A 25,859-nucleotide genomic window follows, 5' to 3' on the forward strand; every position below is an offset into this window, starting at 1 on the left:
CGTCAATCCCATCGATCACGATGAGTCACCGCCCCAGTCCACGACGGACGCCACGCCGCTACACGGGCATCCTTACGTGAGGCAACGACTCACCTTCCCGGGCATTTTCGATGAGTCAACGCGATCCCCGCCCCTGTCGGTGGGCACCGGTAGACTGGCATGGCGGGACGCCCCCGGGAACGGGTGGGGGTTGGCATCCGGGCTTCGCGCGGACAGTTTGGGCGTTTTCGCTGGTCAGCGGGTTGTTGGTTCAGCGGTAGTCGCGGAAGCCCTTGCCGGTTTTGCGGCCGAGGCGGCCTGCCGTGACCAGGTGCTCCAGCAGCGGCGCGGGGGCGAAACCGGCGTCGCGGAACTCGTAGTACAGGGTGCGCTCGATCGCGAGTGACACGTCCAGGCCGACGACGTCCAGCAGTTCGAACGGGCCCATCGGCAGGCCGCAGCCGACCTTCATCGCGGTGTCGATGGCGTCCGCCTCCGCGTAGTGGGCCTCCACCATCTTCACCGCGTCGTTCAGGTACGGGAACAGCAGCGCGTTCACGATGAAACCCGCCCGGTCGGCACAGTGCACCGGGTGTTTGCCGATGGTGCGGCACAGCGCGTCCGCGGTCGCGACCACGTCCTCCGCGGTGGAGATCGTCCTGACCACCTCGACGAGCTTCATGACCGGCGCCGGGTTGAAGAAGTGCAGCCCGACCACGTCCGTCGGCCGGGAGGTCGCGGCCGCGCACTCGATGACCGGCAGCGACGACGTCGTGGTCGCGAGGACCGCGCCCGGCTTCACCACCTTGTCCAGCGCCTCGAACACGGTCTGCTTGATCGCCAGCTCCTCGGCGACCGCCTCGACCACCAGGTCGCAGTCGGCGAGGTCGTCGAACGACGTCACCCCGGTCAGCCGTGCCAGCACCCCGTCGCGGTCCTCTTCGGACAGGCGGCCCTTGGTCACCTGCCGGTCGAGCGACTTGCGCACGGCCGCGATCGCCGCGTCGGCCTTCTCCGTCGTGCGGGCACGCAGCACGACGTCGAAACCCTTCTTGGCGAACACTTCCGCGATGCCCGTGGCCATCGTGCCGGTACCGACCACCCCGACGCGCGCCACGTCGCGGGCCGCCGACGAGACGCTCGCCGCCGCCGGTGTGTCCACATCGGACACCACGACCGGCGACTCGACGCCGTCGTAGGTGTAGAAACCGCGCCCGGACTTCCTGCCGAGCAGTCCCGCGGTGATCATCTGCTTCAGCAGCGGCGCTGGTGCGTGCAACCGGTTGCGGGACTGGCGGTACATCGTCTCGAGGATCTCGTACGCGGTGTCGAGGCCGATGAGATCCAGCAGTGCCAACGGTCCCATGGGGTAGCCGCAGCCGAACCGCATGGCCGCGTCGAGGTCCTCGCGCGTGGCGTAGCGCGACTCGTACATCGACACCGCGTGGTTGAGGTAGCCGAACAGCAGCGCGTTCGCGATGAACCCGGCCCGGTCGCCGATGACCACCGGCTCCTTGCCGAGCTCACGGGCGAACGACTCGACGTCGGCGATCACGTCCGGCTCGGTGACCACGGTCCGCACGATCTCGACGAGCTTGAGCACCGGCGCCGGGTTGAAGAAGTGCAGCCCGACGACCTTGCCCGGCCGTCCGGTGTGGACGCCGATCTCGGTGACCGACAACGACGACGTGTTCGACGCGAGGATCACGTCCGGTCGGCAGACCTGCTCCAGCTCGGTGAAGACCTGGGCCTTCAGCTCCAGGCTCTCCGGGATGGCCTCGACCACCAGGTCGACGTCGCCAAGGTCGTTCAGGCTCGTCGTGTAGGTGATCCGCGCCAGCAGCGCGTCGCGCTGCGCCGCGTCGAGCTTGCCACCGGTCCGCGCGCGCTCGGTGGAGTGCTCGATGTGCCCGCGCGCCCTGGCGACGGCCGCGTCGTCCACCTCGACCCCGACGACACGGCGCCCCGTCCTGGCCACCACCTCGGCGATGCCCGCGCCCATCGTGCCGAGTCCGACGACTCCGACGCACTGGATATCACGTGTCACCGTGCACCTCCGCAGTCCGCGGCCAGACCCGCGAACTCGGACACTACCTGCCAGTAACAAAGGCGGCAGCCTGGCCGTGGCCCAGGTCACCGCCCTGTATCGGTCAGGCTTCCGGCAGCTCGGGCCACACGAGCTCCGCCACGGCGGTAGCGGCGGCACACGCCGCGTCGACCTGTCCGCCCGGCGCGCGGGCATAGACGCTGGCTATCTCGACCACGTCCTCGCCCTCGTCGAACTCGATGTGCCCGGTCTCGACGGAGCAGTAGGAGTTCTCGCCCACCTCGGGGTACCTGTTGGTCGCCGACTGCCGACCGCCGACCAGTCCCTCGGCGCCGCCCTGGGTGTACAACCCGGGCTCGGGCCCGGCGCCGAACTCCAGCCGCACGTTCACCGGCGAACCCGGGCCCTGCTCCCAGAAGCAGGAGTGCTTGCCGGGGTACTCGTCGGGCCGGCTCAACCCGCTGAGCCCGGGAATCGCGGCGATGTCGTCATCCTCGACGAGCGAGCACGGGTCGATCGTCAGCAGTGAGCCGTCCTCGGGCTCGCGGTGTTCGACGTCCCGGCCCTGGATCACCTCGATGGCGTAGTCCATGCCGGTCTCGACCATCGGGCAGGCGTCCACGGACCCGTCGACAACGCTGCCGGACACCTGCATCGTCACCCCGTCGGGGAACACGAGCAGCTGCGAGCAGAACGACGGAAGGTCATCCTGCTGCCCGACCCACAGGCCGCCGTCGACGCCCTTGACGCGGTTGTCCTCCAGTTCGGGCTGCGCGGACAGCTCCCCGAACGCGCCGATCGAGAGGATCACGTCGGCGTCCCCGGACGTGTCGACGCTGATCGCGCAGTAGTCGAGCGACTCGGGTGTGGCGTGCTCGGCGGTGCCGTACTCGTCGAACGCCTCCGGGTCGGTCAGGGAGCACGGCGCGATGGTCGTGAGGTCGCCGAAGACGACCTCGGAGGTCAGCTCGTCGGGCAACGTGGTCGCGGCGGTGGGCAGCCCGCCGACCCTTGCCGTGCACGCGGACAGGACCGCGACCGCGACGACCGCCATGACCCCGGGAAGAACCGACAACCGCACAACGCCGCCCTACTGCTCGCCTTCCCCCGGTGACACGGGGATTGAAGCACGCTCAGGGTTTCGGCAAGGCGGGAATCACGACTTTCGCGATCGCGATCGCGCCGGCACAGCCGTTGTCCCCCGCAGGTGCCTTCGAGTTGTCGAAGTCGACCTCGATGATCTCGTCCGCGCCGTCCTCGCCGGTGGAACGGTGCCGCCATTCGAGCCGGCAAGACGCCGCGCCCTCGGTCGGGTTCTGGTAGGCGGTGATCCCGCCGCCGAGGTCGACCGCCGCACCGGGGTCGACGGTGTCGTCCTTCGGGTCGTAGCCGCTGCGGATCCAGACGCCGACGTTGACGGAGTCGCCGACCCAGTTGCACCAGTGCAGCGAGTACGGCGACACCTCGGTCTCCGCGCCGATCGTGGCCTTGACCTGGTCGGTGTCCAGCAGCCCGCACGGGTCGGTGGACGCGATGGAGCCGCGCTTCTCGTCCCGCTGCGGCGGGTCGTCGCGGACCATGTCGACGATGCCGGTGAGCACCGTGCGGCCCACGGCGCACAGCTCATCGCCCTCACCGCCGACCTGCACGCGAATGCCGAGGTTCGGGTTGGTGGAGGTGACGGCGCTGACGAAGCAGGCGCTGCCGTCGTCCAGCTCACTCTCGAACGCGGGCAGCCCGCCGATGTTCTCGTCGGCGTCCGTGGCGCCGTTGAGGGTCTCGCCCACGTAGATCGTGATGCTGAGTTCCTTGCCGTCCTTGTCCTCCATGTAGTTGGAGCAGCTGCCGAAGTCCTGCAGCCGGTTCTCGGCCGGGGTGCCGAGCGGGGCCAGGATGTCCTTGCTGAGCAGGGCGCACGGCTCCAGCTTGCGCAGCTCCTCGTTCGAGAACGCGGGGTCGTTGGTCTTCGGCTTGCCGGCGCCGGTCCCGGTGTCGACCTGCCCCGCGGGCACGGTGCTGCGCGGAAAGGTCTGCTTGGCGGTGTCGACCGCCTCGCCACACCCGGCGAGCACGACGGCGGCGACCGCGGTAACCAGTACGAGGACCCTCACACGTGCACCGTAGCCATCGAGCATTGGGCGTGTGCGGGGAACTCCCGAATCAGGGCCGCCCGCTCGGTCTGGCCAGGGACTCTTTTCTGCGTGGTATCGGAGCGATCACTCCGGGTGGCCTAGTGCAGATCCAAGCACAGTGGGGGCTCACGAGTGGACGGTGCGCGCTAGTCCGCCTTCCGGACATCAAAGTGTTGGTATCGACCATGCGACACCCCACGGAGCGCAGGCGATTGGTGGCACAGCGCCGCCACGTTCCCCCTGAGATCACTGTTGGTCAGGCGGAACGCAGCAACGGTGTTGTCGTGCTGGCGGGAGGACTGCGGTCGCCGAACTCTTCGACGTCCGCCGGGGTGGACCGCCGGTGAATCAGTCCAGACAGGACAAAGACAGGACATTTGACACATTCACCAACCAAGGAGCGACATCGTGACCATGAGTTACCCGCAGCAGCAGTACCCGCCGCAGCCCCCGACCGCGCCGTCGAAGTCCTCCAAGCGCGGTGTGTGGATCGTGGTTGTCATCGGCGCGTTCATCCTCGGCGTCGCGGTCGGGCTCGCTGGAAACTCGACCGGCAGCGGCACAAAGTCGGCACGCGAGACAGTGACCGTGCGCGTGCCCGCAGGTGAGGGTGAGGCCCCGCCCGCCGAGCCTGCGCAGGCCGAGGCGTCACCGCCCGCACCCGCCGGGCCCGCGGCGACCATGAGCAGCGGGATCTACCAGGTGGGTGTCGACGTGCAGGCCGGCCAGTACAAGACGGCTGGCCCGGAGGACAACGAGTACGGGCTCGGCTGCTATTGGGCGCGGCTCAAGAACGACACCGGCGAGTTCGACGCGATCATCAGCAACGGGAACCTCGACGGACCAGGGAGCTTCACGGTCAACGCCGGGGAGTTCGTCGAGCTGTCCGGTGACTGCACCTGGACCAAGACCGGATGACATCCAAGCCAACCGGAGCGAAACAACACCCTCAACTCAAGCAGAGGAAAAGGCGCGGCCATGACCCAACCCGCAATCGGAAATGAGCACCTACAGGCTGCACAACCATCAGCCGCCAAACGATGGGGCATCCCCCTCGCGGTCGTCGGAGCCATCGTCCTCACCATCATCACCGCCAGCCTGATCGGCGGCAGCAACGACGTCAACGGCACCCCCACGGCGCCCCCACTGACATCGATCGAATCGGCCCGCGAGCACTGCATGGCCGGTGACGTCGTCGACGACGGTCATACCCTCGTCATCGACATGCGCGGCCAGGAACTCGGGTCCGGATCCCTTGGCGCCACCGAGGTCGGTTGCCTCCTCGACGCGCTGGGCGCCCCGGCGTATGTGACTTCGAGGATGGACTCGACCCGCGCGTTGGACGGTATGCAGGACTCGTCCTGGGATGGGCTGGCGGCGTCGTGGACCTACCACCCGGACGACGGTCTGGACATCATCGTCACCGACAACTGAACGCAGCAGTCGGCCCGGTGCTCAACCTGGGAGCACCGGGGCCGACTCAGCGTAGGTCAGCGGTCAGACGAGGCCCGTCTTCACCGCCCGCGCCAGCGCCGCGACGTCAACGGGCAGCACGTCACCCGCTGCACCGCGCCGGCTGGATGCACCTCGACACGCTGTGTGCTCTCATCACCGCTCGCGCTGGACTTGCGAGGTCGAGCCGTGGGCGCGGAGTGGTGATCGGGCTTCACGGGGCGCCGCTGGAGCGGTACCGGCCGTTCGCCGCGCTCGGTGCCGGCCTCGGGCTGAGGCAGCGCGAGATGTTCGGCCTGTCCCCGCCGATGTCGACTAGCTCCGCGACTGGGTGAGGGTGCAGCGGCTGGTGAAGATCGTCGGCAACCGGCTGGTGTTCGCGTTGCCGAAGGGCCGGAAGGTGCCGCTGCCGCCGACCGTGCGGGACGAGTTGGCCACCTACCTCACCGAGGGGCCGTGACCTGCCGTGAGAGGACACAGACGGCAAGCCGACGACCGTCGAGCTGTTCGTGACCACGCGCGAGTCGAACGCGTGCAACCGGAACCAGTACACGTGGAAGCCCGCGCTCGAGCGGGTCGGCATCGAGTTGAGCCGGGACAACGGCTGCCACGCACTGAGGCACTACTACGCGTCGGTGTTGCTCGACGGGCGAGTCGATCGTGGCGCTGAGCAAGTACCTCGGCCACCGGTCTCCGACGTTCACGCTGAAGGTCTACACGCACCTGATGCCGGCCAGCGAGGAGTGGACCAAGACGGCCGTCGAGGCGGTGCTGTCCGCGTGGCGTGCCCCGGATGTGCCCCAAAACCAGTAGGAGACGAGGAGCTGACCCGCGATGACGCTCAGAACAGGCGGAACTCGTCGGACTCGATGCCGCGCAGGGCGTCGTAGTCGAGGGTTACGCAGCGGATGCCCCGGTCCTCGGCGAGGGTGCGGGCCTGGGGCTTGATCAGCTGGGCCGCGAAGACACCCTGGACCGGGGTCAGGAGCGGGTCGCGGTTGAGCAGTTCCAGGTACCTGGTCAGCTGCTCGACGCCGTCGATCTCGCCTCGGCGTTTGATCTCGACCGCGACCGTGGCGCCGACGGCGTCGCGGCAGAGGATGTCCACCGGGCCGATGGCGGTCATGTACTCGCGGCGGACCAGGGAGTAGCCATCGCCCAGGGTGGTGATGTGTTCGGCGAGCAGCTTCTGGAGGTGGGCCTCCACGCCGTCCTTGACGAGGCCCGGCTCGGCGCCCAGCTCGTGGGCGGAGTCGTGCAGGACCTCCTCCAGCGTGATGACGAGCTTCTCTCCCGCCTTGTTCGTCACCGTCCACGTGCCGTCGCCCTCGGTCAGCCAGCACGGGGGGCTCATCCAGTTCAGCGGCTTGTACGCGCGGTCGTCGGAGTGCACGGACACCGAACCGTCGGCCTTCACCAGCAACAGTCTGGTGGCCATGGGCAGATGGGCGGTCAACCTGCCCGCGTAGTCGACCTGGCAACGAGCGATCACGAGACGCACCGAAGCAGGCTAGCCGACCAGCCCGGCGGCCTTCGCGAGCACCGCCGCCTGGACGCGAGACCGCAGGTGAAGCCTGGTGAGTCACACCTGCCGGACCACCACGCCAGCCGACTCGATGGCCGCGACCTCGTCGGCGGGCGCGTCCGTGTCCGTCACGACCACGTCCAGTTCGGACACCTGCGTCACCACGGCCAGCGCGGTGCGGGTGAACTTCGCCGAGTCGGCCACCGCGATCACCCGGCTCGCCGAGCGCATCGCGGCCCGCTTCACGGCGGCGTCGGCGAGGTCGTGGCCGGTCACCCCGTGCGCGGCGGTCAGCCCGCAGCACCCGATGACGGCCGTGTCGAACCGCAGCGACGCGAGCGAGGCCTCGGTGAGCGGCCCGGTCAGCGCCAGCTCACCCGGCCGAGGCGCGCCGCCGGGGAACAGCAGCGTCAGCGACGGCGCGTCCACGAGCGCGTTCGCCGCGTGCAGCGACAGCGGCACGACCGTGAGCCGCCGGTCCCGCACGGCGTGCGCCACCGCGACGCACGTGGTCCCGCTGTCCAGCACCACCGACTCGCCGTCCGCGAGCAGCGTCGCGACCTCGGCCGCGATCCGCTGCTTGGCATCGACGCCCTCGGTGACCCGCAGCGCGTAGGGCGGCTCCTCGCCCCGCAGGAGCAGGCTCCGCGCGCCACCGCGGAAGCGCTCCAGCACGCGCTGACCGGCGAGGATCTCCAGGTCACGCCGGATGGTCATCTCGGAGGCGCCCGTCAGTGCGGCCAGCTCGGCCACGCTCATCTCCCCGGCGTCCCGGGTCGCCTCGGCGATCCGCCGCAGCCGCTCAGTGCTCACGAACACAACAATAGTGCGTAGCATCATCGAACGAACATCGGTTATGTTCGAATGGTGATGCGCCGCGCTCGGGTAGCGACCTTCGCCTTCTTCGGCCTTAACGGTTTCGTCATCGGCATGTGGGTGGTCCACATCCCGGTGATCGAACAGCGGGCCGGCGTCGGCCACGCCACCTTCGGCCTGCTCCTGCTCCTGCTCGGCGGCGGCGCGTTCGCGGGCATGCAGGTCGCGGGCCCGCTGACCGACCGGTTCGGCCCCCATCGCGTGGTGCCGCTGTCGGCTCTCCTGTGCACGACCGCACTGATCCTGCCCGGCCTCGCCACCAGCGGCCTCGCGCTCGGCGCCGCACTGCTCGTGCTCGGCGTTGGCAACGGCGGTCTCGACGTCAGCATGAACGCACACGCGGTCGAGGTGGAACACGCCTACGGGCGCACGATCATGTCCGCCTTCCACGCGGTGTGGTCGGTCGGCGGGTTCCTCGCGGCACTCGCCGGGGCCCGCACGCTGACCTGGGGCTGGTCCCCCGCGACCACGTTCGCCGTCGCGGCGGGCATCACCCTCGTCATCGCGGCCGCCGCCACTCCCGCGCTCCTGCGCAGAGCACCGAAACCCGCAGCAGAGGGCCCGAAGCAACGCAGGAAGACACCGGCCCGCATCTGGTGGCTCGCGGTCATCGCGTTCCTTCTCATGCTGGCCGAGGGCGTCGCCAACGACTGGAGTGTGCTGCACCTGAGCACGATCCTCGACGCGCCGGAGGCGACCGCCGCGTTCGCGTACGCCTCCTTCGCCGCCGCCATGACCATCGGCCGCCTGCTCACCGACCCGGTGTCCCAGCGGTTCGGCCCGGTGGCGATCGTCCGGTACGGGTCGGTGATCGCGACGGCAGGCATCCTGACCGCGTCGCTCACCACGTCGATCCCGGTCGCCATCGCCGGGTGGACGCTCTTCGGGATCGGCCTGTCCGGCGCCGTGCCGCAGTTGTTCAGCGCGGCGGGCCACTCCGACCGCGACAACGCGGGTGCGAACGTGTCCCGCGTCGCGGGGCTCGGCTACCTCGGCATCCTCGCTGGCCCGGCCGTCATCGGGCCGATGACCCACCTGATGCCGCTCAACTACACGTTCCTGCTGATCGCGGTCTTCTGCGCGATCGCGGTGACGGCGGCGGGCACCCTCAGTCCGGCCACTCAGGACGCCGCTTCTCCAGGAACGCCGCCATCCCCTCCCGAGCACCGGGAAGCTGCGACGCGGCGGCCATGACCTCGACGGCGATCGCGTACGCGTCGGCCTCCGGCCGGTCCAGCTGGGCGTAGACGGTCTGCTTGCCGATGGCCTTGCTCGCCCGGCTGCCACGCGTGGCCTTGGCGAGCAGGTCGTCGACGGCCGCGTCCAGCGATTCGTCCGGCACGACCCGGTTGACCAGGCCCCACTCGAGCGCGGTCGGCGCGTCGATCACGTCGCCGGTCAGCACCATCTCCATCAGCCGTTTGCGCCCGATGTTGCGTGCCACCGGCACCGCGGGCGTGTGGCAGAACCAGCCGCCCTTGCCGCCGGGCAACGCGAACCCGGCCGACTCGGCGGCCACCGCCAGGTCACACGACGCGACGAGCTGGCACCCGGCCGCGGTCGCGAGCCCGTGGACGCGCGCGATCACCACCTGCGGCACCGACTCGATGGTCTTCATCAGCGCGGTGCACAGCGCCAGCAGGTCCCGCACACCGACCAGGTCACGGGACGCCACGTCACCGAAGTCATGGCCTGCCGAGAACACCGGGCCCTCGGCCGCCAGGACGATGCCGCTCGCGGCGGAGTCGCCCGCGTCCTCGAACGCGCTCAGCAGCTCGGAGAGGTGCTCGTAGGACAGGGAGTTCCGCCGTGCGGGCCGGTTCATGGTGATCCGGACCGTGTCGCCATCCTCAAAAACCGTGATGTGCCGCATGGGGCCCGACTCTAACCCCGCTCGAGCACCGCGCTCAGGAACTCGCGGGTCCGCTCGTTGTCGGGCTCGGTGAACAGCTTGTCCGGCGGCGCGGCCTCGACGATCCGCCCGTGGTCGAACATCAGCACCCGGTCGGAGACGTCCCGCGCGAAGCCCATCTCGTGGGTCACGCACAGGAACGTGATGTCCGTGGTGCGCGCGATGTCCTTCAGCAGCTTCAGCACACCCGCGATGAGCTCCGGGTCCAGTGCCGAGGTGACCTCGTCCAGCAGCAGGACGTCCGGCCGCATCGCGAGCGCTCGCGCGATCGCCACCCGCTGCTGCTGCCCGCCGGACAGCTGCGTCGGGTGCGCTTTCACCTTGTCGGACAGTCCGACCAGGTCCAGCAGCTCGTGCGCGCGGGCCTCCGCCTCGGTCCTCGACAGACCGAGCGACCGGATCGGCGCCTCGGTGAGGTTCTGCAGCACCTTCATGTTGGGGAACAGGTTGAACTGCTGGAACACCATGCCGATGCGCTTGCGCACCTGGCGCTGGTGCTTCTCGTCGGCGGGCACCAGCCGATCCCCTCGGCGCACGTGCGACAGGCATTCGCCGCCGACGTGGATCGTGCCGCCGGAGACCTGTTCCAGGGTCATGAGCAGGCGCAGGATCGTCGTCTTGCCCGACCCGCTCGGCCCGATCAGGGTGACGAACTCCCCTGGCGCGACGGAGAAGTTCAGCTCGTCCAGCACCACGTTGCTGCCGAACCGCTTCACCACGTCCTCGAACCGGATCATGTAGTTCTCAGCGGAGGGTTCCGACACGACGCTCCAACCATCGAACGAGTAGGGATGCCAGGAGGCTCAGCACGAGGAACAGCAGGCCCGCGATCGTGATCGGCTCCACGTAGCGGAACGCCTTGGACCCGGTCTGGAAGGCCGCGCCCGCGATGTCCGTAACGCCGATCACCAGCAGCAGCGGCGTTTCCTTCAGCATCGAGATCGTGTAGTTGCCGAGCGCGGGCAGCACCCGGGGGATCGCCTGCGGCAGGATCACCGCACGCCACGTCCGCGACCTCGGCAGGCTCAGCGCGGTCGCCGCCTCCCACTGTCCGACCGGCACGGCCTCGATGCCCGCCCGGTACACCTCGGACGCGTAGGTCGAGTAGTGCAGGCCGAGCGCGATCACGCCGGTGGTGAGCGCGTCGAACTTGATGCCGAAGTCCGGGAACACGAAGAACAGGAAGAAGATCTGCACGAGCAGCGGGGTGCTGCGGATGAACTCGATGAACGCCCACGTCACGGTGCTCACGACCCGGATCGGCGAGCGCCGCAGCAGTGCGAGCACCATGCCGAGCAGGTAGGCGATGATCGAGCCGTACACCGTCGCCTGGACGGTGATCCAGAGCCCTCTGCCGACGATGTCGGGGAGTACTTCCCAGAAGTAGTCCCAGTTCCAGTCCAGGTTCACCGAGGACCACCACCGGGCACGGCTTCCGGCATGTCGAGCACGGGTTTCCTGCGCCTGCTGAAGATGCTCCGTTCGTCGGGTTTGCGGCCGACGAGCCGCCCCGCCCACCGCTCCAGCAGGCGCATCCCGATCGTGATCAGTATCGCGAGCACCAGGTAGAACAGCAGGACGACCGTCCAGATGAGCCACGCCTGGTCGATGTGCCGGTCGATCAGCACCTCACGCGCCTGGTAGGTCATCTCGTGCACGGAGATGATCGTCAGCAGCGCACTGCCCTTGAGCAGCTGGATGAACAGGTTGTTGAGCGGCGGCACCATCTCCACCAGCGCCTGCGGCAGGATCACCCGCCGCATCCGTTGCGCGGACGTGAAGTTCAGCGCCACCGCACCCTCGTACTGCGCCTTCGGCACCGACCGCACGGCCCCGCGCACGATCTCCGCGCCGTAGGCGCCGAAGTTCAGTCCCAGCACGACGATGCCCGCGACCAGCGGCACGATGCGGTAGCCGATCAGCACCGGCAGCACGAAGTAGATCCACAGCAGCTGGACCACTTCGGACGTGCCGCGCCAGATCTCGACGTAGATCCGCGCGACCACGCGCACCGTCCGCGACCTCGACAGCATCGCGAGCCCGAACACGAACGAGAGGACGGTCGCGATGACGATGCCGCCGAGGGTCGCCTCGACCGTCAGCAGCAATCCGTCTGCGATCGTGCTGACGAACAGGGACAGATTGTCGAACACGGCGTACCGCTGCTCAGGATTCCTGGCAGAGCTGCTCGGTGGTCACGTCGTCGGGCGGCAGGTTGGACTCGGCGAAGCCGAACGGCTCGACGATCTTCAGCCACTCACCGGACTCGTGCAGCTTGTCCAGCTCGGTGTTGAACGCGTCGACCAGGTCGTCCTCGCCCTTGCGGAACACGAAGCCGCCGGCCTGGATCTGCTCCTTGCCGTCGATCTCCGGCACGAACCCATCGGTCACCTCGAAAGGCGCGTCCGGGTTCTGCTCCAGCAGCTCCCGCAGCGAGATGTCGGTCAGCGCACCGCAGTAGGCGCGGTTGTCCTGCAGCGCCTGGAAAAGCTCCGGCTGACCGTCGTAGGGCTGGATCTTGTCCGCCGCGATGCCGGTGGCCTCGGCGACCTGCTGCTCGATCGTGGCGTTCAGCACCGCGACGATGAGGCCCTTGGCCTTCACGTCCTCGAAGGTCTTCACGCCCTGCGGGTTGCCCTTCGGCACCAGGAACGCGGTCGGCGTCACGTAGTCCACGTGGGAGAACGCGGCGTTCTCGCACCGGTCGGGCCGCACGGCCATGCCGGCCGCGACCATGTCGTACTCCCCCGCGTTCAGCGCCGGGATCAGCTGGCTGAACTCCACCTGGGTCGCCTCGACCTTGTCGATGCCCATGGCCTTGAAGACCGCCTTCGCGACCTCCGGGGCCTGGCCGGTGACCTTGCCGTCCTCGGTGTAGCCGTAGGGGACCTCGCCGGCGATGCCGACCCTGACCGTCCCGGCGTCCTTGATTCTCTGGAGCGTCCCGCCCTCGCCGGAACCCCCTTGCGGCACCTCTGAACAGGCCGTCAGCAGAGCGGGACCGCCGACAACGGCGGTGCCGGCAACCGCGCCGAACCTGAGGAAGTCCCGTCGTGTCCAGTTACCCATCGCCATCGTTTCCAGTCCTCACATGCATCGCCCGGCGTCCACGCGTCTCGATGGCAACTCAACGTAGTGGGAGACGTCGTGACTGGTCAAAAATAACCCGTAAGATCAACGGAGTCCGTTAGGCAACCGAAACATGGCCGCGGACTAACGAGCGCAGGCCTCCTCGCCGACGCGCTCCGCATCCGGGAGATTACTCCTGGTGAATCCGAACGGCTTGGTGATCCGCAGCCATTCGCCGCTGGCGTGCAGGTTGCGAAGCACCACGTCGAACGCCTCCCGCAGGCCGGAGTCGTCGCCCTTGCGGAAGCCGAACCCGTAGCGCGGGGCGCCACCCACCGGCTCGAACGGTGGCCGCAGTTCGAGGCCGGCATAGGCAGGCAGCAGGTCACGCAAGGTGATGTCGTCGTAGGCGGCACAGTCCACCTGGTCCTCCAGGACGGCCTGCACCAGCTCCTCACTGGACTGGTAGGTCCGCAACCCCGTCACCCCCGCCGCTTGCGCGTTGTCCGCCTCCAGCGCGTTGGCGACCACCCCGAGACGTGCGCGCGTCGACGCCACCTCGGTGAACGTGTTGATCCCTTTCGGATTACCCGCACGCACGACAATCGCGGTCAGTGACAAGTGGTCGGGCGCGGTGAAGTCGAGCGACGCGCAGTTCTTCGAGCGGATCGAGAGCCCGCCCACCACGTCGAGCTCACCCGATTCGACGTTCTCGAGGATCGTCTCGTACGGCACCGCCCTGACCGTCAGCGAACTGCCCAGCTTCTCGCAGATGGCCCGCACGACCTCGACGACCTCGCCGGTGAGCTCACCCGCGTCGTCCTCGAAGGCATAGGGCCGGTACTCGGCAACACCGAGCCGCACGGTGCCGGGCAGCGGCTGGCCCGGCGGGGGTGTCGTGGCGGGCACCGGAGTCCCGTCGAGCTGGGTGGTGCAGCCGGTCAGTGCGGCCGCGCCGAACACGGCACCGGCCCGCAGGAGGTCACGCCGTCCGATCCGCACGGCCGAAAGACTAGACTAATCCGCCTCCCCGGATTCAAAAGTGTTGGCATCAACCCAGCGACATCTCGGACCGCAGGCGGTTGGTGGCTGGGTGCCGTCACGGTCCCCTGAGTCACTGTTGGTCAGGCCCAGACCCTCGCACAAAGATCCATCGGACGAGCCCTAATCCAGTCCGGTTGCTGTCCTGATCACGTCGACGATCTCGTTCATGATCTCGGTCAGCTCGTAGTCCTTGGGCGTGAACACCCTGGCGACGCCGCGCTCGCGCAGCAGCCGCGCGTCGGCGGGCGGCACGATGCCGCCCACCACGACCGGGACGTCCGCCGCGCCCGCCTCCCGCAGCCCGTCGACAACGTCCGGCACCACCGCGAGGTGCGAACCGGACAGGATCGACAGGCCGACCACGTGCACGCCCTCCTGCACCGCGGCGGCCACGATCTCGTCCGGGGTCAGGCGAATGCCCTGGTAGACGACCTCGAACCCGACATCCCGCGCACGGACCGCGATCTGTTCCGCGCCGTTGGAGTGCCCGTCGAGCCCCGGCTTGCCGACCAGCATGCGCAGCCTGCCACCGAGCTCTTCGCCGGTCCGCTTCACCCGGTCCCGCACCGCGGCCAGCTCACCGGCCGCCGAGCCACCGGAGGACGCGCCGGACACACCGGTCGGCGCGCGGTACTCGCCGAACACCTCACGCAACGTGCCCGCCCACTCCCCTGTCGTCACGCCCGCCTTCGCGCACGTGAGGGTTGCCTCCATGAGATTCTCGTCGGTCCGGGCGGCGGCCGCCAGCAGCTCGAGCGCCTTGTCCACTTCGGACTGGTTGCGGAGGTCGCGCCACCGCTCGATGGCCTCGACCGCCTCCCGCTCGACCTCGGGCTTGATGGTCTCGATGGCGCCCTCGCCCTCCAGCGGGCTCGGCTCGGTGTTCTCGAACCTGTTGACACCGACCACGATCTCGTCGCCTGACTCGATCCGGCGGCGGCGCTCGGCGAGGGAGCCGACGAGCTGGGTCTTCATGTACCCGCTCTCGACGGCCGCGACCGCGCCGCCCATCTCCTGCACGCGCTCGATCTCCGCCTTGGCGCCACTGACGATCTCATCCACTTTGGACTGGATGACGGGCGAGCCGTCGAAGATGTCCTCGTACTCCAGCAGGTCCGTCTCGTAGGCCAGCACCTGCTGCATGCGCAGCGCCCACTGCTGGTCCCACGGCGTCGGCAGGCCGAGCGCCTCGTTCCACGCGGGCAGCTGGATCGCGCGGGCCCTCGCGTTGCGGGACAAGGAGACCGCGAGCATCTCCAGCACGATGCGCTGCACGTTGTTCTCCGGCTGCGCCTCGGTCAGGCCGAGCGAGTTGACCTGCACGCCGTAGCGGAACCGCCGCTGCTTCGGGTTCTCCACGCCGTAGCGGTCGCGCGTGACCTCGTCCCACAGCGTGGCGAGCGCACGTATCTTGCACATCTCCTCGACGAACCGCACGCCCGCGTTGACGAAGAAGGAGATGCGGGCGACGACCTCGCCCATCTTGTCCCCCGGCACCTGCCCGGAGTCGCGGACCGCGTCGAGCACGGCGATGGCCGTGCACATGGCGTAGGCGACCTCCTGGACCGGCGTCGCGCCCGCCTCCTGCAGGTGATAGCTGCAGATGTTGGTGGGGTTCCACTTCGGCACGTTCGCGACGGTCCACGCGACCATGTCGGTGATCAGGCGCAGGCTCGGCCCCGGCGGGAACACGTACGTGCCCCGGGACAGGTACTCCTTGATGATGTCGTTCTGGGTGGTGCCCGCGAGCTTCCCGACGACCTCGTGCCAGTCGGCGCCCTGCTCCTCGGCCTGCTCCTGCGCGAGGGAGACGTAGAGCGCGAACAGCCACATGGCGGTGGCGTTGATCGTCATCGAGGTGTTGGCCCCGGCGAGCGGGATGCCGTCGAACAACTGCCGCATGTCGCCGATGTGGCCGACGGGCACGCCGACCTTGCCGACCTCGCCGCGCGCGAGCACGTGGTCGGGGTCGTAGCCGGTCTGCGTCGGCAGGTCGAAGGCGACCGAGAGACCGGTCTGGCCCTTCTCCAGGTTGCGCCGGTAGAGCCGGTTGGACGCGGCAGCGGAAGAGTGCCCCGCGTAGGTCCGCATCACCCACGGCCGGTCCCGCTCGGGGTCGGTTGGGTACGGCATCGGACCACCTCCGTTGATGCGGATCCCTCGAATGTACTGGCCAGTAACCTGCTCGGCAGCACGTGTGTGGTGAAGGCCGCAGCGGCACCTGGTGCGGGCCCGTCCGTCGCGCGACAATCGGAGGGTGACCGGACTGTCGGTGGTGCTCGTCCCCATCGTCGGACTCGCCGTCATGGCGTTGTTCGCCGTTGTGCTGAAGTGGGCGTCGAGCATGGACACGGACGAGGCACACCGCAAGGACTACGGCCTGCTGAGCGAGGTGGCCAAGGTGCCGTCGTCGACCGCGGCCCGCGTGGTGGAGGATCGCCTGCAGGCGGCGGGGGTGCGTGCCACCACGGTGCCCGACCCCGAGGGTGAGGGGATGCGGGTGCTGGTGTTCCCCGCCGACCGCGAGGTCGCGATCCGGGCGTTGCTCGCGGACTGACCCGCACGCCGGGGTTCGCCAGGTACGCGAATGGCCGTGTCCCGCCGACCGGGGTGACGGTCGGCGGGACACGGCCAGTGTGTGTTCCGGTGGCTCAGCGCGCGGGTTGGACCACCGCGGCCGCGCTGCCGCCGCGCCGCACGGGTTCACCGGCGGCGATCACCTTGCCGTGCTTGGTGAACTCCAGCCCCGACGCGACGCCGATGTCCGAGCTGGTCTTGATCGTCGGGTCGAGCGGGCTGGTGTCGCGGATCGCGAAGCTGTGGCCGAGCGCCAGCAGCCCGGCCGCCTCCGGCATTGCCTGGAAGGCGGGCTCGACCTGTGTGGTGGCGGCGTTGCGCTGCGATGCCCTCGGCGCCGCGATGGCGTCGGGCAGCGACATCCCGAAGTCGATCCGGTTCACGAGGATCTGCAGGACGGTCGTGATGATCGTGGCCCCGCCCGGCGAACCGACCGCGAGGAACGGCTTGCCGTGCTTGAGCACGATCGTCGGCGACATGCTCGACCGCGGCCGCTTACCGGGCTCGGCGAGGTTCGGGTCGGGCGCGTCGCCCTGTGTCGGCGCGAAGTTGAAGTCGGTCAGCTCGTTGTTGAGCAGGAACCCCCGGCCAGGGACCACGATCCCGCTGCCGCCGAGCTGCTCGATGGTGTTCGTGTAGGAGACGACGTTGCCCCACCGGTCGCTGACGACGAAGTGGTTGGTGTGGTAGCCCTGGTTGCCGTCCGGCGTGGCCTTCGATGCAGGCGCGCACTGTCCGCCCGCACTCACGTCTCCCGGCGGCACCGCGCCGGGCGCGGCGGCGGCGGGGTCGATCTCGCAGGCGCGCTGCTTGGCGAACCGGTCGGACAGCAGCTCCCGTTGCGGGACGTCCACGAAGTCGGCGTCACCGATGTAGCGGCCGCGGTCGGCGAACGCGAGCCTGCTGGCCTCGAGGTAGTGGTGGAGGGCCTGCACCCGGTCCATGCCGGACAGCCGGTACCGCTCGAGGATGTTCAGCGACTCGCCGACGGTGATCCCGCCGCTGGAGGAGGGCGCCATCCCGTAGACGTCGTACCCGCGGTACGACACGTGCGTCGGCCGCCGGTCGATCGCGCGGTAGTCGTCGAGGTCGTCGATGGTCATGAGCCCGGGCAGCGGGTCGATGGTGGCCCCTGGCGCGACGGGTGGTTCCTGCACCGCGGCCACGACGTCCGCCCCGATGTCACCGCCGTACAGGGCGTCGATGCCGTGGCGTCCGATCTGCCGGTAGGTGTCGGCGAGGTCGGGGTTGCGCAGGGTGGAGCCGACCTCGGGCAGCTGCCCGCCGGGCAGGAACAGCTCGGCGGTGGACCCGAACTGGGCGAAGCGCGCCTGGTTCTGCCGGGTCTGCTCCCGGAAGGTGGCGTCGACCGTGAACCCATGGTCGGCGACGTTGATGGCGGGCTTGAGGTTGTCCCGCAAGGAGAACCGGCCCCACCGGTCGAGCGCCCGCTCCCAGGTGGCGAGCATGCCGGGCACCCCGACCCCGAGCCCGCTGGTCACCGCGGCCGGGAAGGCGTAGGGCTGCCCGGTGGCCGGATCGACGAACATCGTCGGGCTGCCTGCCTGCGGCGTGGTCTCCCGCCCGTCGATGGTGGAGACCTGACGGGTCCGCGCGTCGTAGTAGACGAAGTACCCGCCGCCCCCGAGCCCGGCCACGTACGGATCGGTGACCCCGAGCGTCGCGGCGACGGCGACGGCCGCGTCGGCGGCGGTGCCGCCCTTCTTCAGGACGTCGATCCCGGCCTGGGTGGACTCGATCGTGTCAGAGACGACGGCCCCGCCGTACCCGGTCGCGACAGGCACTTTCGCGGGTGCGGCGCCGGCGCCCGGCGCGGTGACGAGCCCAACGGTGAGCAGAAGACCAAGTGCCGGGGCCAAGCGGCGGGTTCGCATGCGGACACCTTCCGAGGTTGCCGTTCGAGATGCCCCACGTTTCATACCCGCAGCCACGGAGGAGCACAACGTCAGGGTGCGAGGTAGCGACAGCGCACTGTCCCGAAGGACGCTTGCGGGACGCCGAATGACCCGAAAACGCCTTTCAGGGCATCCCGGGCAACGCCCGGACACCTGGCGTTGCGATCATCGACAGACCGAGAAGAAGGAGCAGCGATGATCGTGGCAGCCGCCGACCAGCCAGGAGGTCTCGCCGGCCTGGCCGTCGACCTCATGGACAAGCTGGGCGGGCCGGGCGCGGCGTTGCTCGTCGGCATCGACAACATCTTCCCGCCGATGCCGAGCGAGCTCGTGCTGCCACTGGCCGGGTTCTCCGCGAGCCAGGGCACCATGAGCCTGTTCATGGCGCTGTTCTGGACCACGCTCGGTTCCGTGGCCGGCGCCATGCTCACCTACTGGCTTGGCGCGTGGCTCGGCCGCGACCGGGTCCGGTCACTGATCATCCGCGCCCCGCTGATGAAGGCGTCCGACTTCGACCGCACGGAACGCTGGTTCCAGAAGCACGGCAAGAAGGCCGTGTTCTTCGGCCGCATGATCCCGCTGTTCCGCAGCCTCATCTCCTTACCCGCGGGCATCGAGCGAATGCCGGTGTGGCAGTTCCTGTCACTGACGACCCTCGGCAGCCTGATCTGGAACTCGGGCTTCGTGGTGGCCGGTTACCTGCTCGGCGCCAACTGGCAGGTGGTGGACGAGTACGCGGGCATCTTCCAGAAGGTGGTCATCGCCGCGATCGCCCTGGCGATCGTGGTGTTCATCGTGGTCCGGGTCCGGGAGAAGAAAAAGGACGAGAGCGATCGATGAGTTCCGGGTCGTGCCGAGGTCACAACCCGAGGGAAGACCGCGCTCGGCCCCGGAGGAGAACACATGGCAAAGCTCATCTACTCGATGATCACCTCGCTCGACGGCTACGCCGAGGCGGCGGAGGGCGGCCTCGGCACCGGGGCCGAGGACCCGGAGGTGCACACCTTCGTCAACGACCTCTTCCGCCCCGTCGGCACGTACCTCTACGGCCGACGGATGTACGAGACGATGGTCTACTGGGAGACCGCGCACACCGAGCCCGGCCAGCCGCCGCACATCCTGCAGTACGCCAGGGACTGGCAGGCCGCGGAGAAGGTCGTGTACTCCACGACGCTCGAGTCCGTGTCCAGCGCGAAGACCAGGATCGAGCGGGCCTTCGACCCGGACGCGGTGCGCGGGCTCAAGGCCGAGGCTGATCACGACATCACCGTCGACGGCCCGAACCTCGCGGCCCAGGCGATCGCGGCCGGTCTGGTGGACGAGTACCACCTGTTCATCACCACGAGCGTGGTGGGCGGCGGCAAGCGGTTCTTCCCCGACGGCGTGCGCCTCGATCTCGAGCTGGTCGAGGAGCGGGCCTTCGACAGCGGACTGATCTACGCGCGCTACCGGACCCGCTGAGCCGCGCCGACCATCAGTTCCGTTCCGGGTCGCCTGCCACGCGCCGGACGTCGGCGCCCAGCTTGACCAGGTTCTCCACCAGGCCCGGGTAGCCGCGGTCGATGTGGAAGACGTCCCACACCTCGGTCACGCCTTCCGCGCACAGACCGGCCAGCACGAGGCCGACCCCCGCACGGATGTCGGACGCCCACACCGGGGCGCTCGACAGGAGCGCGACCCCTCGGACCACCGCGTGGTGGCCGTCGGTGCGGGCGTCCGCGCCGAGGCGGACCATCTCCTCGATGAAGCGGAACCTGGCCTCGAACAGGTTCTCGGTGATCATCGAGGTGCCGTCGGCGATCGAGGTCAGCGCGATCGCGAACGGCTGGAGGTCGGTGGCGAACCCCGGGTACGGCAGCGTCACGAAGTCGACCGCGGATGGCCGGTCGTGCTGCACGACGCGGAACTCGTTGTCGCCGGTGATCGTCACCTCGGCACCCGCGATGCGCAGCTTCTCGAGCACCAGGTCGAGGTGGTGGGGGTCGACGCCGCGGACGGTGACGTCACCCCGGGTCATCGCCGCGGCGAACGCCCAGGTGGCGCCCACGATGCGGTCGCCGATCACGCGGTGCTCGGTCGGCTGCAGCGCGTCCACGCCGTGGACGGTGAGGGTCGAGGTGCCGATGCCCTCGATCTTGCCGCCCATCTGCTGGAGCATCGTGCACAGGTCGACGATCTCCGGCTCGCGGGCGGCGTTGTCGATCACCGTGGTGCCGTTCGCCAGCACGGCGGCCATCAGGATGTTCTCCGTCGCGCCGACGCTCGGGAAGTCGAGCCAGATCTGGGCGCCGTGCAGGCCCTCGGCCTCCGCGACCACGCAGCCGTGCTCGATCTCGCTGTGCGCGCCGAGCTGGCGGAGACCGTTCTGGTGCATGTCGAGCGGTCGCACGCCGATCGCGTCGCCGCCCGGCAGCGCGACGACGGCCCGCTTGCAGCGCCCGACCAGCGGTCCGAGCACGCACACCGAGGCACGGAGCTTGCCCATCGCGGGCGAGTCGGCGCGGTGGTTGAGGTCGACGGGGGTGGTGATGGTGACCGTGTCGGTCTCGATGGTCACCTCGCAGCCCAGGCTGCGCAGCACCTCACCCATCAGTGGCACGTCCAGGATCTGTGGGCAGTTCGTGAGCGTCGTCGTGCCCTCGGCGAGCAAGGCCGCCGCCATCAGCTTCAACACGCTGTTCTTGGCGCCGACCACGTCGACCTCACCGGCCAAGCGCGCGCCGCCGTGTACCTGGAAGTGCTCTGTCACGAGCGCCAACTATGCCCCAGTCGCGTGCGGGGTTGCGCGCCACCCGGGGTCCACACTGTCCGCTACCCTGCCGCCACCCGGATGTCTAGCAAGGGGTCGTCCTTTGAGCTTCCTGTCGCGCTTCGCCAGCCCGGCCGGGTTCGTGCTGGTGCTGCTGTTGTTCTTCCTGTTGCCGTTCGTCTCGGCCTCCTGTGACGTACCCGGCTACGGCGAAGCCGGCGCGACTTACACCGGCGGCAACCTCGTGACCGGGACCGACCCCGAGGTGCCCGCCGAACTGCAGGAGCTCGGCAAGGACCCGGAGAGCCCGGCCGCCCTCACCGACCCACCGGACCCTGGCGTCCAACTGCTCGCGATCGGGCTGGCCGTCCTCGCGGCCGCGGGTGTGCTGACCGCGCTGGTCCCGCACCTGAAGGCACGCCTGCTCGGCGGCGCCGCGCTGGCGGCGGCCACCCTGGTCGTGACCGTCGTGACGATGAGCGTCGCCCAGTCGAACCTGCAGAACTCGCTGATGGACTGGGCCCGTCAGACCGGCGCGGCGGAAAGCCAGGATGGTGACCGCCTGGAGACCGCCGTGGCCGAGGTGACCCACACCGAGGTCGGGTTCTGGCTGATGATCGTGGTGCTGTCGCTGGTCGCGCTGATGGCCACGGTCCTCGGCCTGCTTGGCGACCGGCTGAAGGCGGCGGTGGCGGCCAGGGAGTCGGGTGAGGGACGGGTGAGCAGCTTCCCGTTCGGCGGGCACGACCACGACGACTGACCATTGACCTCTACATTGCTGGAGGTTGCACGCTGAGGTCCTACTGAGCGGAGGACCGATGCGTGCGGTGTGGTTGCGTGAGTTCGGCGGGCCGGAGGTACTGACGCCCGGTGAGGCGCCGGACCCGGTCGCGGACCCGGGACGAGTCGTGGTGGACGTCGCGTTCGCCAACATCACGTTCGTCGAGACCCAGTTCCGTGCCACCGGAGGCGGCCCGTTCGCGGGCACGCTGCCGATGGTGCCCGGCAACGGGGTGGGCGGCGTGGTGGCGGCGGTGGGTTCGGGGGTCCCGGCCGACCTTCTTGGCACACAGGTGATCACCAGTACGGGCGGCTCCGGCGGCTACGCGGAACGAGTGGCGGTCGACGCGGCGGCGTTGTTCCTGGTACCGGCCGAGGTCCCGCTGGACGTCGCGGTCGCCCTGCTGGCAGATGGCAGGACCGCGACGATGATGACGCGGGCGGCCGGACTCCGGACAGGAGACCGGGTGCTGGTCGAAGCCGCGGCGGGCGGAGTCGGCAGCCTGATCGTGCAACTGGCGAAGGCGGCGGGTGCCATGGTGGTCGCGGCGGCGGGTGGCGCGCGGAAGCTGGCGGTGGCGAGGGACCTGGGCGCGGACGTCACCGTCGACTACACCGACGAGAACTGGCCCAAACTCGTGCGGGACGCGACCGGCGCGGTGGACGTGGTGTTCGACGGCGTCGGCGGCGACATCGGCGCCGCGTCGTTCGACCTGCTCGGCCCCGGCGGCCGCATGGTGAGCTTCGGCCTGGCGAGCGGCACCTGGACCGCGATCACCGACGACGAGGCCACCGCACGCGACGTGACCCTCGTCCGTCCGGCCGCGACGCCGGACGAGCTGCGCGCCTACACGGAAAGCGCACTCGCCGAGGCCGCGGCGGGAAGGCTCCAGCCGATCATCGGCCAGCGCTTCCCGCTGGCCGAGGCCGCGGCGGCCCACGCGGCGATCCAGTCCCGCGCCACGATCGGCAAGACGCTGCTGGAAACCCGCTGACCAACCACAGGTGGAGATGTCTCATGGATGTCGGGATGACGTTGCCCTCCGGAGTCGCTCCCGGGGTGTTCGCCAAGCACGCGGAAGACGCCGGGTTGGAGTCGGTCTGGACCGGGGATCATCTGATCTCCGTGGTGCCCCGGCTGGACAGCATGATGGTGCTCGCACAGGCGGCGGGCGCCACGACACGGTTGCGGGTCGGGTTCGGGGTGCTGATCCTCGCGCTGCGGCAGGTTGTCTGGGCCGCCAAGCAGATCGCGTCGTTGCAGGAGTTGTCCGGGGATCGGGTGGTGCTCGGCGTCGGGACGGGCGGTGTCGTGCACGGGGATGCCGGCTGGCGGGCCGTCGGGGTGCCGTTCGCCGAGCGGACCGGGCGTACCTACGCCGCCCTGGCGGTCCTGCCCGACCTGGTTGCCGGGCGGACGACCGACGTGGACGGCACCTCCGTCACGCTCGCGCCAGGGGCCACCGTGCCGCCGATCCTGATCGGTGGCGGACTGCCTGCCATGCGGCGCGCCGCCGCTCACGGGTTCGGCTGGTATCCGGCGTTCCTGCCGCCGGACGACCTCGCCGCCGGGATCGGTGAGTTCACCGAGCGTGCCGGGCACCGGCCCGAGGTGACCGCTCAGGTCGCCATCGGCCTCGGGTCCGGTGTGGACCTCGACGCGCGGGTCAGGATGCTCACCGGGTACGGGATGTCCGAGGAGTACGCCAGGGCCGGGTTGCTCGCCGGCCACCCCGATCAGGCCGCGGAGCACCTCGCCGCACTGTTCGCGGCCGGGGCCACCAGGGTGGTCGGGCTCCCGTTCGGCGGGGACTGGCGAGCACAGGCCGACCTGCTCGCCGAGACCGCGCGGCTGGTGGCCGGGGCGAGCACCGGCCGCCGGTAATGTGCCCGGTATGGCGGTCCACATCACGCGCGTATATACGAAGGTCGGCGACAACGGCACCACCGCGCTCGGGGACGGGAAACGCGTGCCCAAGACCGACCCTCGGCTCGCGGCCTACGCCGACGTCGACGAGGCCAACGCGGCCATCGGGGTCGCGGTGGCCATGGGTGGGCTGTCCGACGAGCTGCTGACCGTGCTGCGCGGGGTGCAGAACGACCTCTTCGACGTCGGGGCCGATCTGTGCGCACCGGTGGTGCCGGACCCCAAGTACCCGCCGTTGCGGATCACGGAGGCCTACATCGAGCGACTCGAGGAGTGGTGTGACGCGTTCAACGAGCGCCTCGACAAGCTCTCCTCGTTCATCCTTCCCGGCGGCACCGCGGGCGCGGCGTTGTTGCACGTCGCGCGCACGGTGACCCGGCGGGCCGAGCGCGGCGCGTGGCGGCTGGTCGAGGCCGACGGGGAGCGCACCAACGTCCTCGCCGCCAAGTACCTCAACCGGCTGTCCGACCTGCTGTTCGTGCTGTCGCGGGTCGCGAACCCGGACGGCGACGTGCTGTGGCAGCCGGGTGGCGGGCGCTGATTACTGCGAACGGACCGTTCGGAACCGCACAACCTGGGTAGTCCGGGCGAATGGTTGCCTCATCCGCGCATCGTGCGAAGAACAGCAAAGTGGTGCAGGGGCTCGGGCGGGCCGGCATGGTCTGCTACGGGCTCGTGCATGTGATCATCGCGTACCTCGCGGTACGCGTCGCGTTCGGGGACTCCGGGGAGCAAGCGGACCAGAAGGGCGCGGTCCAGGAGATCGGCTCCGGTTCGTTCGGTGCGGTCGTGCTGTGGGTGCTGGCCATCGGCCTGTTCGCCTACGGCGGCTGGCAGCTCATGCAGGCCGCGATCGGCTACCAGTGGGTGACCAAGCACGGCAAGCGCACCCGGCGGCGGATCGCGGCCGTCGTCAAGGCCATCTTCGGTATCTCGCTCGCGATCTACTCGATCCGGCTCGTCACCGGCAGCGGTGGCGGTGGGTCCGGGAACGAGCAACAGGAGTTCACGGCGAAGCTGCTGTCCCTGCCCGCCGGGCAGATCCTCGTCGGGATCGCGGCCGCGATCGTCATCGGGGTCGCGGTCTCCCAGATCAGGAAGGGCGTCAAGAAGAAGTTCCTCGACGACCTCGACCTGCACGACCTGCCGCGCGGCACCCAGCACTGGGTCACGAGGCTCGGTGTGTTCGGCTACGTCGCCAAGGGCATCGTGGTGGGCATCATCGGCGTGCTGCTCGGGTTCGCCGCGTTCCAGTCGAACTCACAGGAGGCCGGCGGCCTGGACCGCGCGTTGAAGACACTCGCCGCGCAGCCCTTCGGGACCGTGGCGCTCGTGATCGTCGGCGTCGGACTCGCCGCGTTCGGCGTCTACTGCTTCGCCGCCGCTCGCGCGCACAAGAACTAGCTCGCGCGCAGAACTAGGAAGCCCAGGGCAGTCGGCCCGGTGGGGCCGACTCAAGCCATGACAGGAACCCGGTCAGTGCGTCGGTTCCCATGGCGATCTCCACCTCGGCGCCGACGCCCGCCTCGCGGAACCGCAGCACGTGCGCCGAGGGAGGCATGCTGTACAGCTCCGGCCCCGACGGGTCCCGACGGTCCGCGATCTCGAGCGCACTGCGGCTGATCACCCGGTCGGGGCCGGGGCGCAGGCTGAGCACGCGGAACCACACGAACTCGTCACCCTGGTAGCGCCCCACCCCGAGGTGCCAGCCCTTGCCCGCGTCGTCGAGCCGGGTACGCAGCGCGGCGTGCACACCACCGGACCGCAGCGCACGCAACCGACGAACGGTCAACCAGACGAGGACAACCGTGATCAGCAGGAGGACCGCACCGACCGTCACTGTGATGTCCACGGCCCGCCCCCCATTCGCCTGG

28 protein-coding genes are annotated in these 25,859 nt (G+C 69.5%); 13 read left to right on the forward strand and 15 right to left on the reverse strand.

The genetic code is table 11. The annotated features are described in order from the left end of the window. Nucleotides 1-250 precede the first annotated feature (250 nt). The 3 genes from WBA97_RS00805 to WBA97_RS00815 form a co-directional block, all read right to left on the reverse strand. On the reverse strand, nucleotides 251-2,026 hold the full coding sequence (locus tag WBA97_RS00805) for a 3-hydroxyacyl-CoA dehydrogenase family protein (RefSeq protein WP_424228666.1): 1,776 nt from the start codon (nucleotides 2,024-2,026) through the stop codon (nucleotides 251-253). A 103-nt stretch (nucleotides 2,027-2,129) separates the two neighbouring features. Beyond that, nucleotides 2,130-3,101 (reverse strand): hypothetical protein, encoded by a 972-nt coding sequence (locus WBA97_RS00810; RefSeq protein WP_424228667.1) that lies wholly within the window; start codon nucleotides 3,099-3,101, stop codon nucleotides 2,130-2,132. Between the two features lie 58 nt (nucleotides 3,102-3,159). Beyond that, nucleotides 3,160-4,137, reverse strand: coding sequence for a DUF3558 family protein (locus tag WBA97_RS00815; protein WP_424228668.1), 978 nt, complete (start codon nucleotides 4,135-4,137; stop codon nucleotides 3,160-3,162). A 429-nt stretch (nucleotides 4,138-4,566) separates the two neighbouring features. On the opposite strand from WBA97_RS00815, the gene WBA97_RS00820 reads away from it, so the two are divergent. From WBA97_RS00820 to WBA97_RS00835, 4 genes are all read left to right on the forward strand, one after another. Beyond that, nucleotides 4,567-5,076, forward strand: coding sequence for a hypothetical protein (locus WBA97_RS00820; RefSeq protein WP_424228669.1), 510 nt, complete (start codon nucleotides 4,567-4,569; stop codon nucleotides 5,074-5,076). Nucleotides 5,077-5,136: 60 nt separating this feature from the next. Continuing rightward, a complete protein-coding gene (locus tag WBA97_RS00825; protein ID WP_424228670.1) occupies nucleotides 5,137-5,592 on the forward strand; it encodes a hypothetical protein in 456 nt (151 codons plus the stop codon). A gap of 349 nt (nucleotides 5,593-5,941) precedes the next feature. Continuing rightward, the gene (locus WBA97_RS00830) at nucleotides 5,942-6,070 is read left to right on the forward strand and encodes a hypothetical protein (protein WP_424228671.1); all 129 of its coding nucleotides are present in this window, start codon (nucleotides 5,942-5,944) and stop codon (nucleotides 6,068-6,070) included. A gap of 200 nt (nucleotides 6,071-6,270) precedes the next feature. Beyond that, complete coding sequence (locus WBA97_RS00835) at nucleotides 6,271-6,423, forward strand: hypothetical protein (protein WP_424228672.1); 153 nt, start codon at nucleotides 6,271-6,273, stop codon at nucleotides 6,421-6,423. A gap of 28 nt (nucleotides 6,424-6,451) precedes the next feature. Here WBA97_RS00835 and nucS read toward each other — a convergent pair whose 3' ends face one another. Beyond that, nucleotides 6,452-7,111: an endonuclease NucS gene (nucS, locus tag WBA97_RS00840; RefSeq protein WP_424228673.1), complete on the reverse strand. Its 660-nt coding sequence runs from the start codon at nucleotides 7,109-7,111 to the stop codon at nucleotides 6,452-6,454. 81 nt (nucleotides 7,112-7,192) lie between these two features. Continuing rightward, nucleotides 7,193-7,948 (reverse strand): DeoR/GlpR family DNA-binding transcription regulator, encoded by a 756-nt coding sequence (locus WBA97_RS00845; RefSeq protein ID WP_424228674.1) that lies wholly within the window; start codon nucleotides 7,946-7,948, stop codon nucleotides 7,193-7,195. A 57-nt stretch (nucleotides 7,949-8,005) separates the two neighbouring features. Here WBA97_RS00845 and WBA97_RS00850 point away from each other — a divergent pair, with 57 nt between their 5' ends. Next, nucleotides 8,006-9,205: an MFS transporter gene (locus tag WBA97_RS00850; protein ID WP_424228675.1), complete on the forward strand. Its 1,200-nt coding sequence runs from the start codon at nucleotides 8,006-8,008 to the stop codon at nucleotides 9,203-9,205. On the opposite strand, the gene WBA97_RS00855 is transcribed toward WBA97_RS00850, so the two are convergent. The 7 genes from WBA97_RS00855 to WBA97_RS00885 all read right to left on the reverse strand — a co-directional run bounded on the left by WBA97_RS00855 (nucleotide 9,120) and on the right by WBA97_RS00885 (nucleotide 16,169). After that, entirely contained in the window at nucleotides 9,120-9,884 is a 765-nt protein-coding gene (locus tag WBA97_RS00855) for an enoyl-CoA hydratase-related protein (RefSeq protein WP_424228676.1), read from the reverse strand. The genes WBA97_RS00850 and WBA97_RS00855 overlap by 86 nt on opposite strands. Nucleotides 9,885-9,895: 11 nt before the next feature. Beyond that, complete coding sequence (gene ehuA, locus WBA97_RS00860; RefSeq protein WP_424228735.1) at nucleotides 9,896-10,660, reverse strand: ectoine/hydroxyectoine ABC transporter ATP-binding protein EhuA; 765 nt, start codon at nucleotides 10,658-10,660, stop codon at nucleotides 9,896-9,898. Nucleotides 10,661-10,667: 7 nt separating this feature from the next. Beyond that, nucleotides 10,668-11,333: an ectoine/hydroxyectoine ABC transporter permease subunit EhuD gene (gene ehuD / locus WBA97_RS00865; protein ID WP_424228677.1), complete on the reverse strand. Its 666-nt coding sequence runs from the start codon at nucleotides 11,331-11,333 to the stop codon at nucleotides 10,668-10,670. Continuing rightward, a complete protein-coding gene (gene ehuC, locus WBA97_RS00870) occupies nucleotides 11,330-12,076 on the reverse strand; it encodes an ectoine/hydroxyectoine ABC transporter permease subunit EhuC (RefSeq protein ID WP_424228678.1) in 747 nt (248 codons plus the stop codon). Before ehuC ends, ehuD begins: the two co-directional genes overlap by 4 nt. Before the next feature lie 13 nt (nucleotides 12,077-12,089). Continuing rightward, on the reverse strand, nucleotides 12,090-12,998 hold the full coding sequence (gene ehuB, locus WBA97_RS00875) for an ectoine/hydroxyectoine ABC transporter substrate-binding protein EhuB (protein ID WP_424228679.1): 909 nt from the start codon (nucleotides 12,996-12,998) through the stop codon (nucleotides 12,090-12,092). 138 nt (nucleotides 12,999-13,136) lie between these two features. After that, nucleotides 13,137-13,994, reverse strand: a complete 858-nt coding sequence (locus WBA97_RS00880; protein WP_424228680.1) for a transporter substrate-binding domain-containing protein — start codon at nucleotides 13,992-13,994, stop codon at nucleotides 13,137-13,139. Nucleotides 13,995-14,156: 162 nt separating this feature from the next. Further along, on the reverse strand, nucleotides 14,157-16,169 hold the full coding sequence (locus tag WBA97_RS00885; RefSeq protein ID WP_424228681.1) for a protein meaA: 2,013 nt from the start codon (nucleotides 16,167-16,169) through the stop codon (nucleotides 14,157-14,159). A gap of 124 nt (nucleotides 16,170-16,293) precedes the next feature. On the opposite strand from WBA97_RS00885, the gene WBA97_RS00890 reads away from it, so the two are divergent. Beyond that, complete coding sequence (locus WBA97_RS00890) at nucleotides 16,294-16,593, forward strand: hypothetical protein (protein ID WP_424228682.1); 300 nt, start codon at nucleotides 16,294-16,296, stop codon at nucleotides 16,591-16,593. Between the two features lie 94 nt (nucleotides 16,594-16,687). On the opposite strand, the gene ggt is transcribed toward WBA97_RS00890, so the two are convergent. Next, nucleotides 16,688-18,508: a gamma-glutamyltransferase gene (gene ggt, locus WBA97_RS00895; RefSeq protein ID WP_424228683.1), complete on the reverse strand. Its 1,821-nt coding sequence runs from the start codon at nucleotides 18,506-18,508 to the stop codon at nucleotides 16,688-16,690. A gap of 216 nt (nucleotides 18,509-18,724) precedes the next feature. On the opposite strand from ggt, the gene WBA97_RS00900 reads away from it, so the two are divergent. Both WBA97_RS00900 and WBA97_RS00905 read left to right on the forward strand, forming a co-directional pair. Beyond that, on the forward strand, nucleotides 18,725-19,369 hold the full coding sequence (locus WBA97_RS00900) for a DedA family protein (protein ID WP_424228684.1): 645 nt from the start codon (nucleotides 18,725-18,727) through the stop codon (nucleotides 19,367-19,369). 63 nt (nucleotides 19,370-19,432) lie between these two features. Next, nucleotides 19,433-19,990 (forward strand): dihydrofolate reductase family protein, encoded by a 558-nt coding sequence (locus WBA97_RS00905; protein WP_424228685.1) that lies wholly within the window; start codon nucleotides 19,433-19,435, stop codon nucleotides 19,988-19,990. 13 nt (nucleotides 19,991-20,003) lie between these two features. Here the strand turns inward: WBA97_RS00905 and murA are convergent, their stop codons facing one another. Continuing rightward, on the reverse strand, nucleotides 20,004-21,278 hold the full coding sequence (gene murA / locus WBA97_RS00910; protein WP_424228686.1) for a UDP-N-acetylglucosamine 1-carboxyvinyltransferase: 1,275 nt from the start codon (nucleotides 21,276-21,278) through the stop codon (nucleotides 20,004-20,006). A gap of 103 nt (nucleotides 21,279-21,381) precedes the next feature. Between murA and WBA97_RS00915 the strand changes: the two genes are divergently transcribed. From WBA97_RS00915 to WBA97_RS00935, 5 genes are read left to right on the forward strand one after another with little or no spacing between them, the layout of a single operon-like run. Next, nucleotides 21,382-22,038, forward strand: a complete 657-nt coding sequence (locus WBA97_RS00915) for a hypothetical protein (RefSeq protein ID WP_424228687.1) — start codon at nucleotides 21,382-21,384, stop codon at nucleotides 22,036-22,038. Between the two features lie 58 nt (nucleotides 22,039-22,096). Next, on the forward strand, nucleotides 22,097-23,053 hold the full coding sequence (locus WBA97_RS00920; RefSeq protein WP_424228688.1) for a zinc-binding dehydrogenase: 957 nt from the start codon (nucleotides 22,097-22,099) through the stop codon (nucleotides 23,051-23,053). 35 nt (nucleotides 23,054-23,088) lie between these two features. Further along, nucleotides 23,089-23,943 (forward strand): LLM class flavin-dependent oxidoreductase, encoded by an 855-nt coding sequence (locus WBA97_RS00925; protein WP_424228689.1) that lies wholly within the window; start codon nucleotides 23,089-23,091, stop codon nucleotides 23,941-23,943. Between the two features lie 10 nt (nucleotides 23,944-23,953). Next, complete coding sequence (locus tag WBA97_RS00930; RefSeq protein ID WP_424228690.1) at nucleotides 23,954-24,526, forward strand: cob(I)yrinic acid a,c-diamide adenosyltransferase; 573 nt, start codon at nucleotides 23,954-23,956, stop codon at nucleotides 24,524-24,526. Nucleotides 24,527-24,576: 50 nt separating this feature from the next. Next, nucleotides 24,577-25,389, forward strand: coding sequence for a DUF1206 domain-containing protein (locus tag WBA97_RS00935; protein ID WP_424228691.1), 813 nt, complete (start codon nucleotides 24,577-24,579; stop codon nucleotides 25,387-25,389). A gap of 13 nt (nucleotides 25,390-25,402) precedes the next feature. On the opposite strand, the gene WBA97_RS00940 is transcribed toward WBA97_RS00935, so the two are convergent. Beyond that, a complete protein-coding gene (locus WBA97_RS00940) occupies nucleotides 25,403-25,837 on the reverse strand; it encodes a DUF2550 domain-containing protein (protein ID WP_424228692.1) in 435 nt (144 codons plus the stop codon). Nucleotides 25,838-25,859 lie beyond the last annotated feature (22 nt).

The sequence above is a fragment of the Actinophytocola sp. genome, from assembly GCF_049647105.1.
Lineage (GTDB): Bacteria > Actinomycetota > Actinomycetes > Mycobacteriales > Pseudonocardiaceae > Actinophytocola.

Coding starts and splice junctions, on each gene's coding strand:
- WBA97_RS00935 (WP_424228691.1), top strand. CDS start 24,577: ATGGTTGCCTCATCCGCGCATCGTGCGAAGAACAGCAAAGTGGTGCAG.
- WBA97_RS00825 (WP_424228670.1), top strand. CDS start 5,137: ATGACCCAACCCGCAATCGGAAATGAGCACCTACAGGCTGCACAACCA.
- ggt (WP_424228683.1), bottom strand. CDS start 18,508: ATGCGAACCCGCCGCTTGGCCCCGGCACTTGGTCTTCTGCTCACCGTT.
- WBA97_RS00905 (WP_424228685.1), top strand. CDS start 19,433: ATGGCAAAGCTCATCTACTCGATGATCACCTCGCTCGACGGCTACGCC.
- WBA97_RS00900 (WP_424228684.1), top strand. CDS start 18,725: ATGATCGTGGCAGCCGCCGACCAGCCAGGAGGTCTCGCCGGCCTGGCC.
- WBA97_RS00885 (WP_424228681.1), bottom strand. CDS start 16,169: ATGCCGTACCCAACCGACCCCGAGCGGGACCGGCCGTGGGTGATGCGG.
- ehuB (WP_424228679.1), bottom strand. CDS start 12,998: ATGGCGATGGGTAACTGGACACGACGGGACTTCCTCAGGTTCGGCGCG.
- WBA97_RS00920 (WP_424228688.1), top strand. CDS start 22,097: ATGCGTGCGGTGTGGTTGCGTGAGTTCGGCGGGCCGGAGGTACTGACG.
- WBA97_RS00855 (WP_424228676.1), bottom strand. CDS start 9,884: ATGCGGCACATCACGGTTTTTGAGGATGGCGACACGGTCCGGATCACC.
- WBA97_RS00930 (WP_424228690.1), top strand. CDS start 23,954: ATGGCGGTCCACATCACGCGCGTATATACGAAGGTCGGCGACAACGGC.
- WBA97_RS00925 (WP_424228689.1), top strand. CDS start 23,089: ATGACGTTGCCCTCCGGAGTCGCTCCCGGGGTGTTCGCCAAGCACGCG.
- WBA97_RS00850 (WP_424228675.1), top strand. CDS start 8,006: ATGCGCCGCGCTCGGGTAGCGACCTTCGCCTTCTTCGGCCTTAACGGT.
- ehuA (WP_424228735.1), bottom strand. CDS start 10,660: ATGATCCGGTTCGAGGACGTGGTGAAGCGGTTCGGCAGCAACGTGGTG.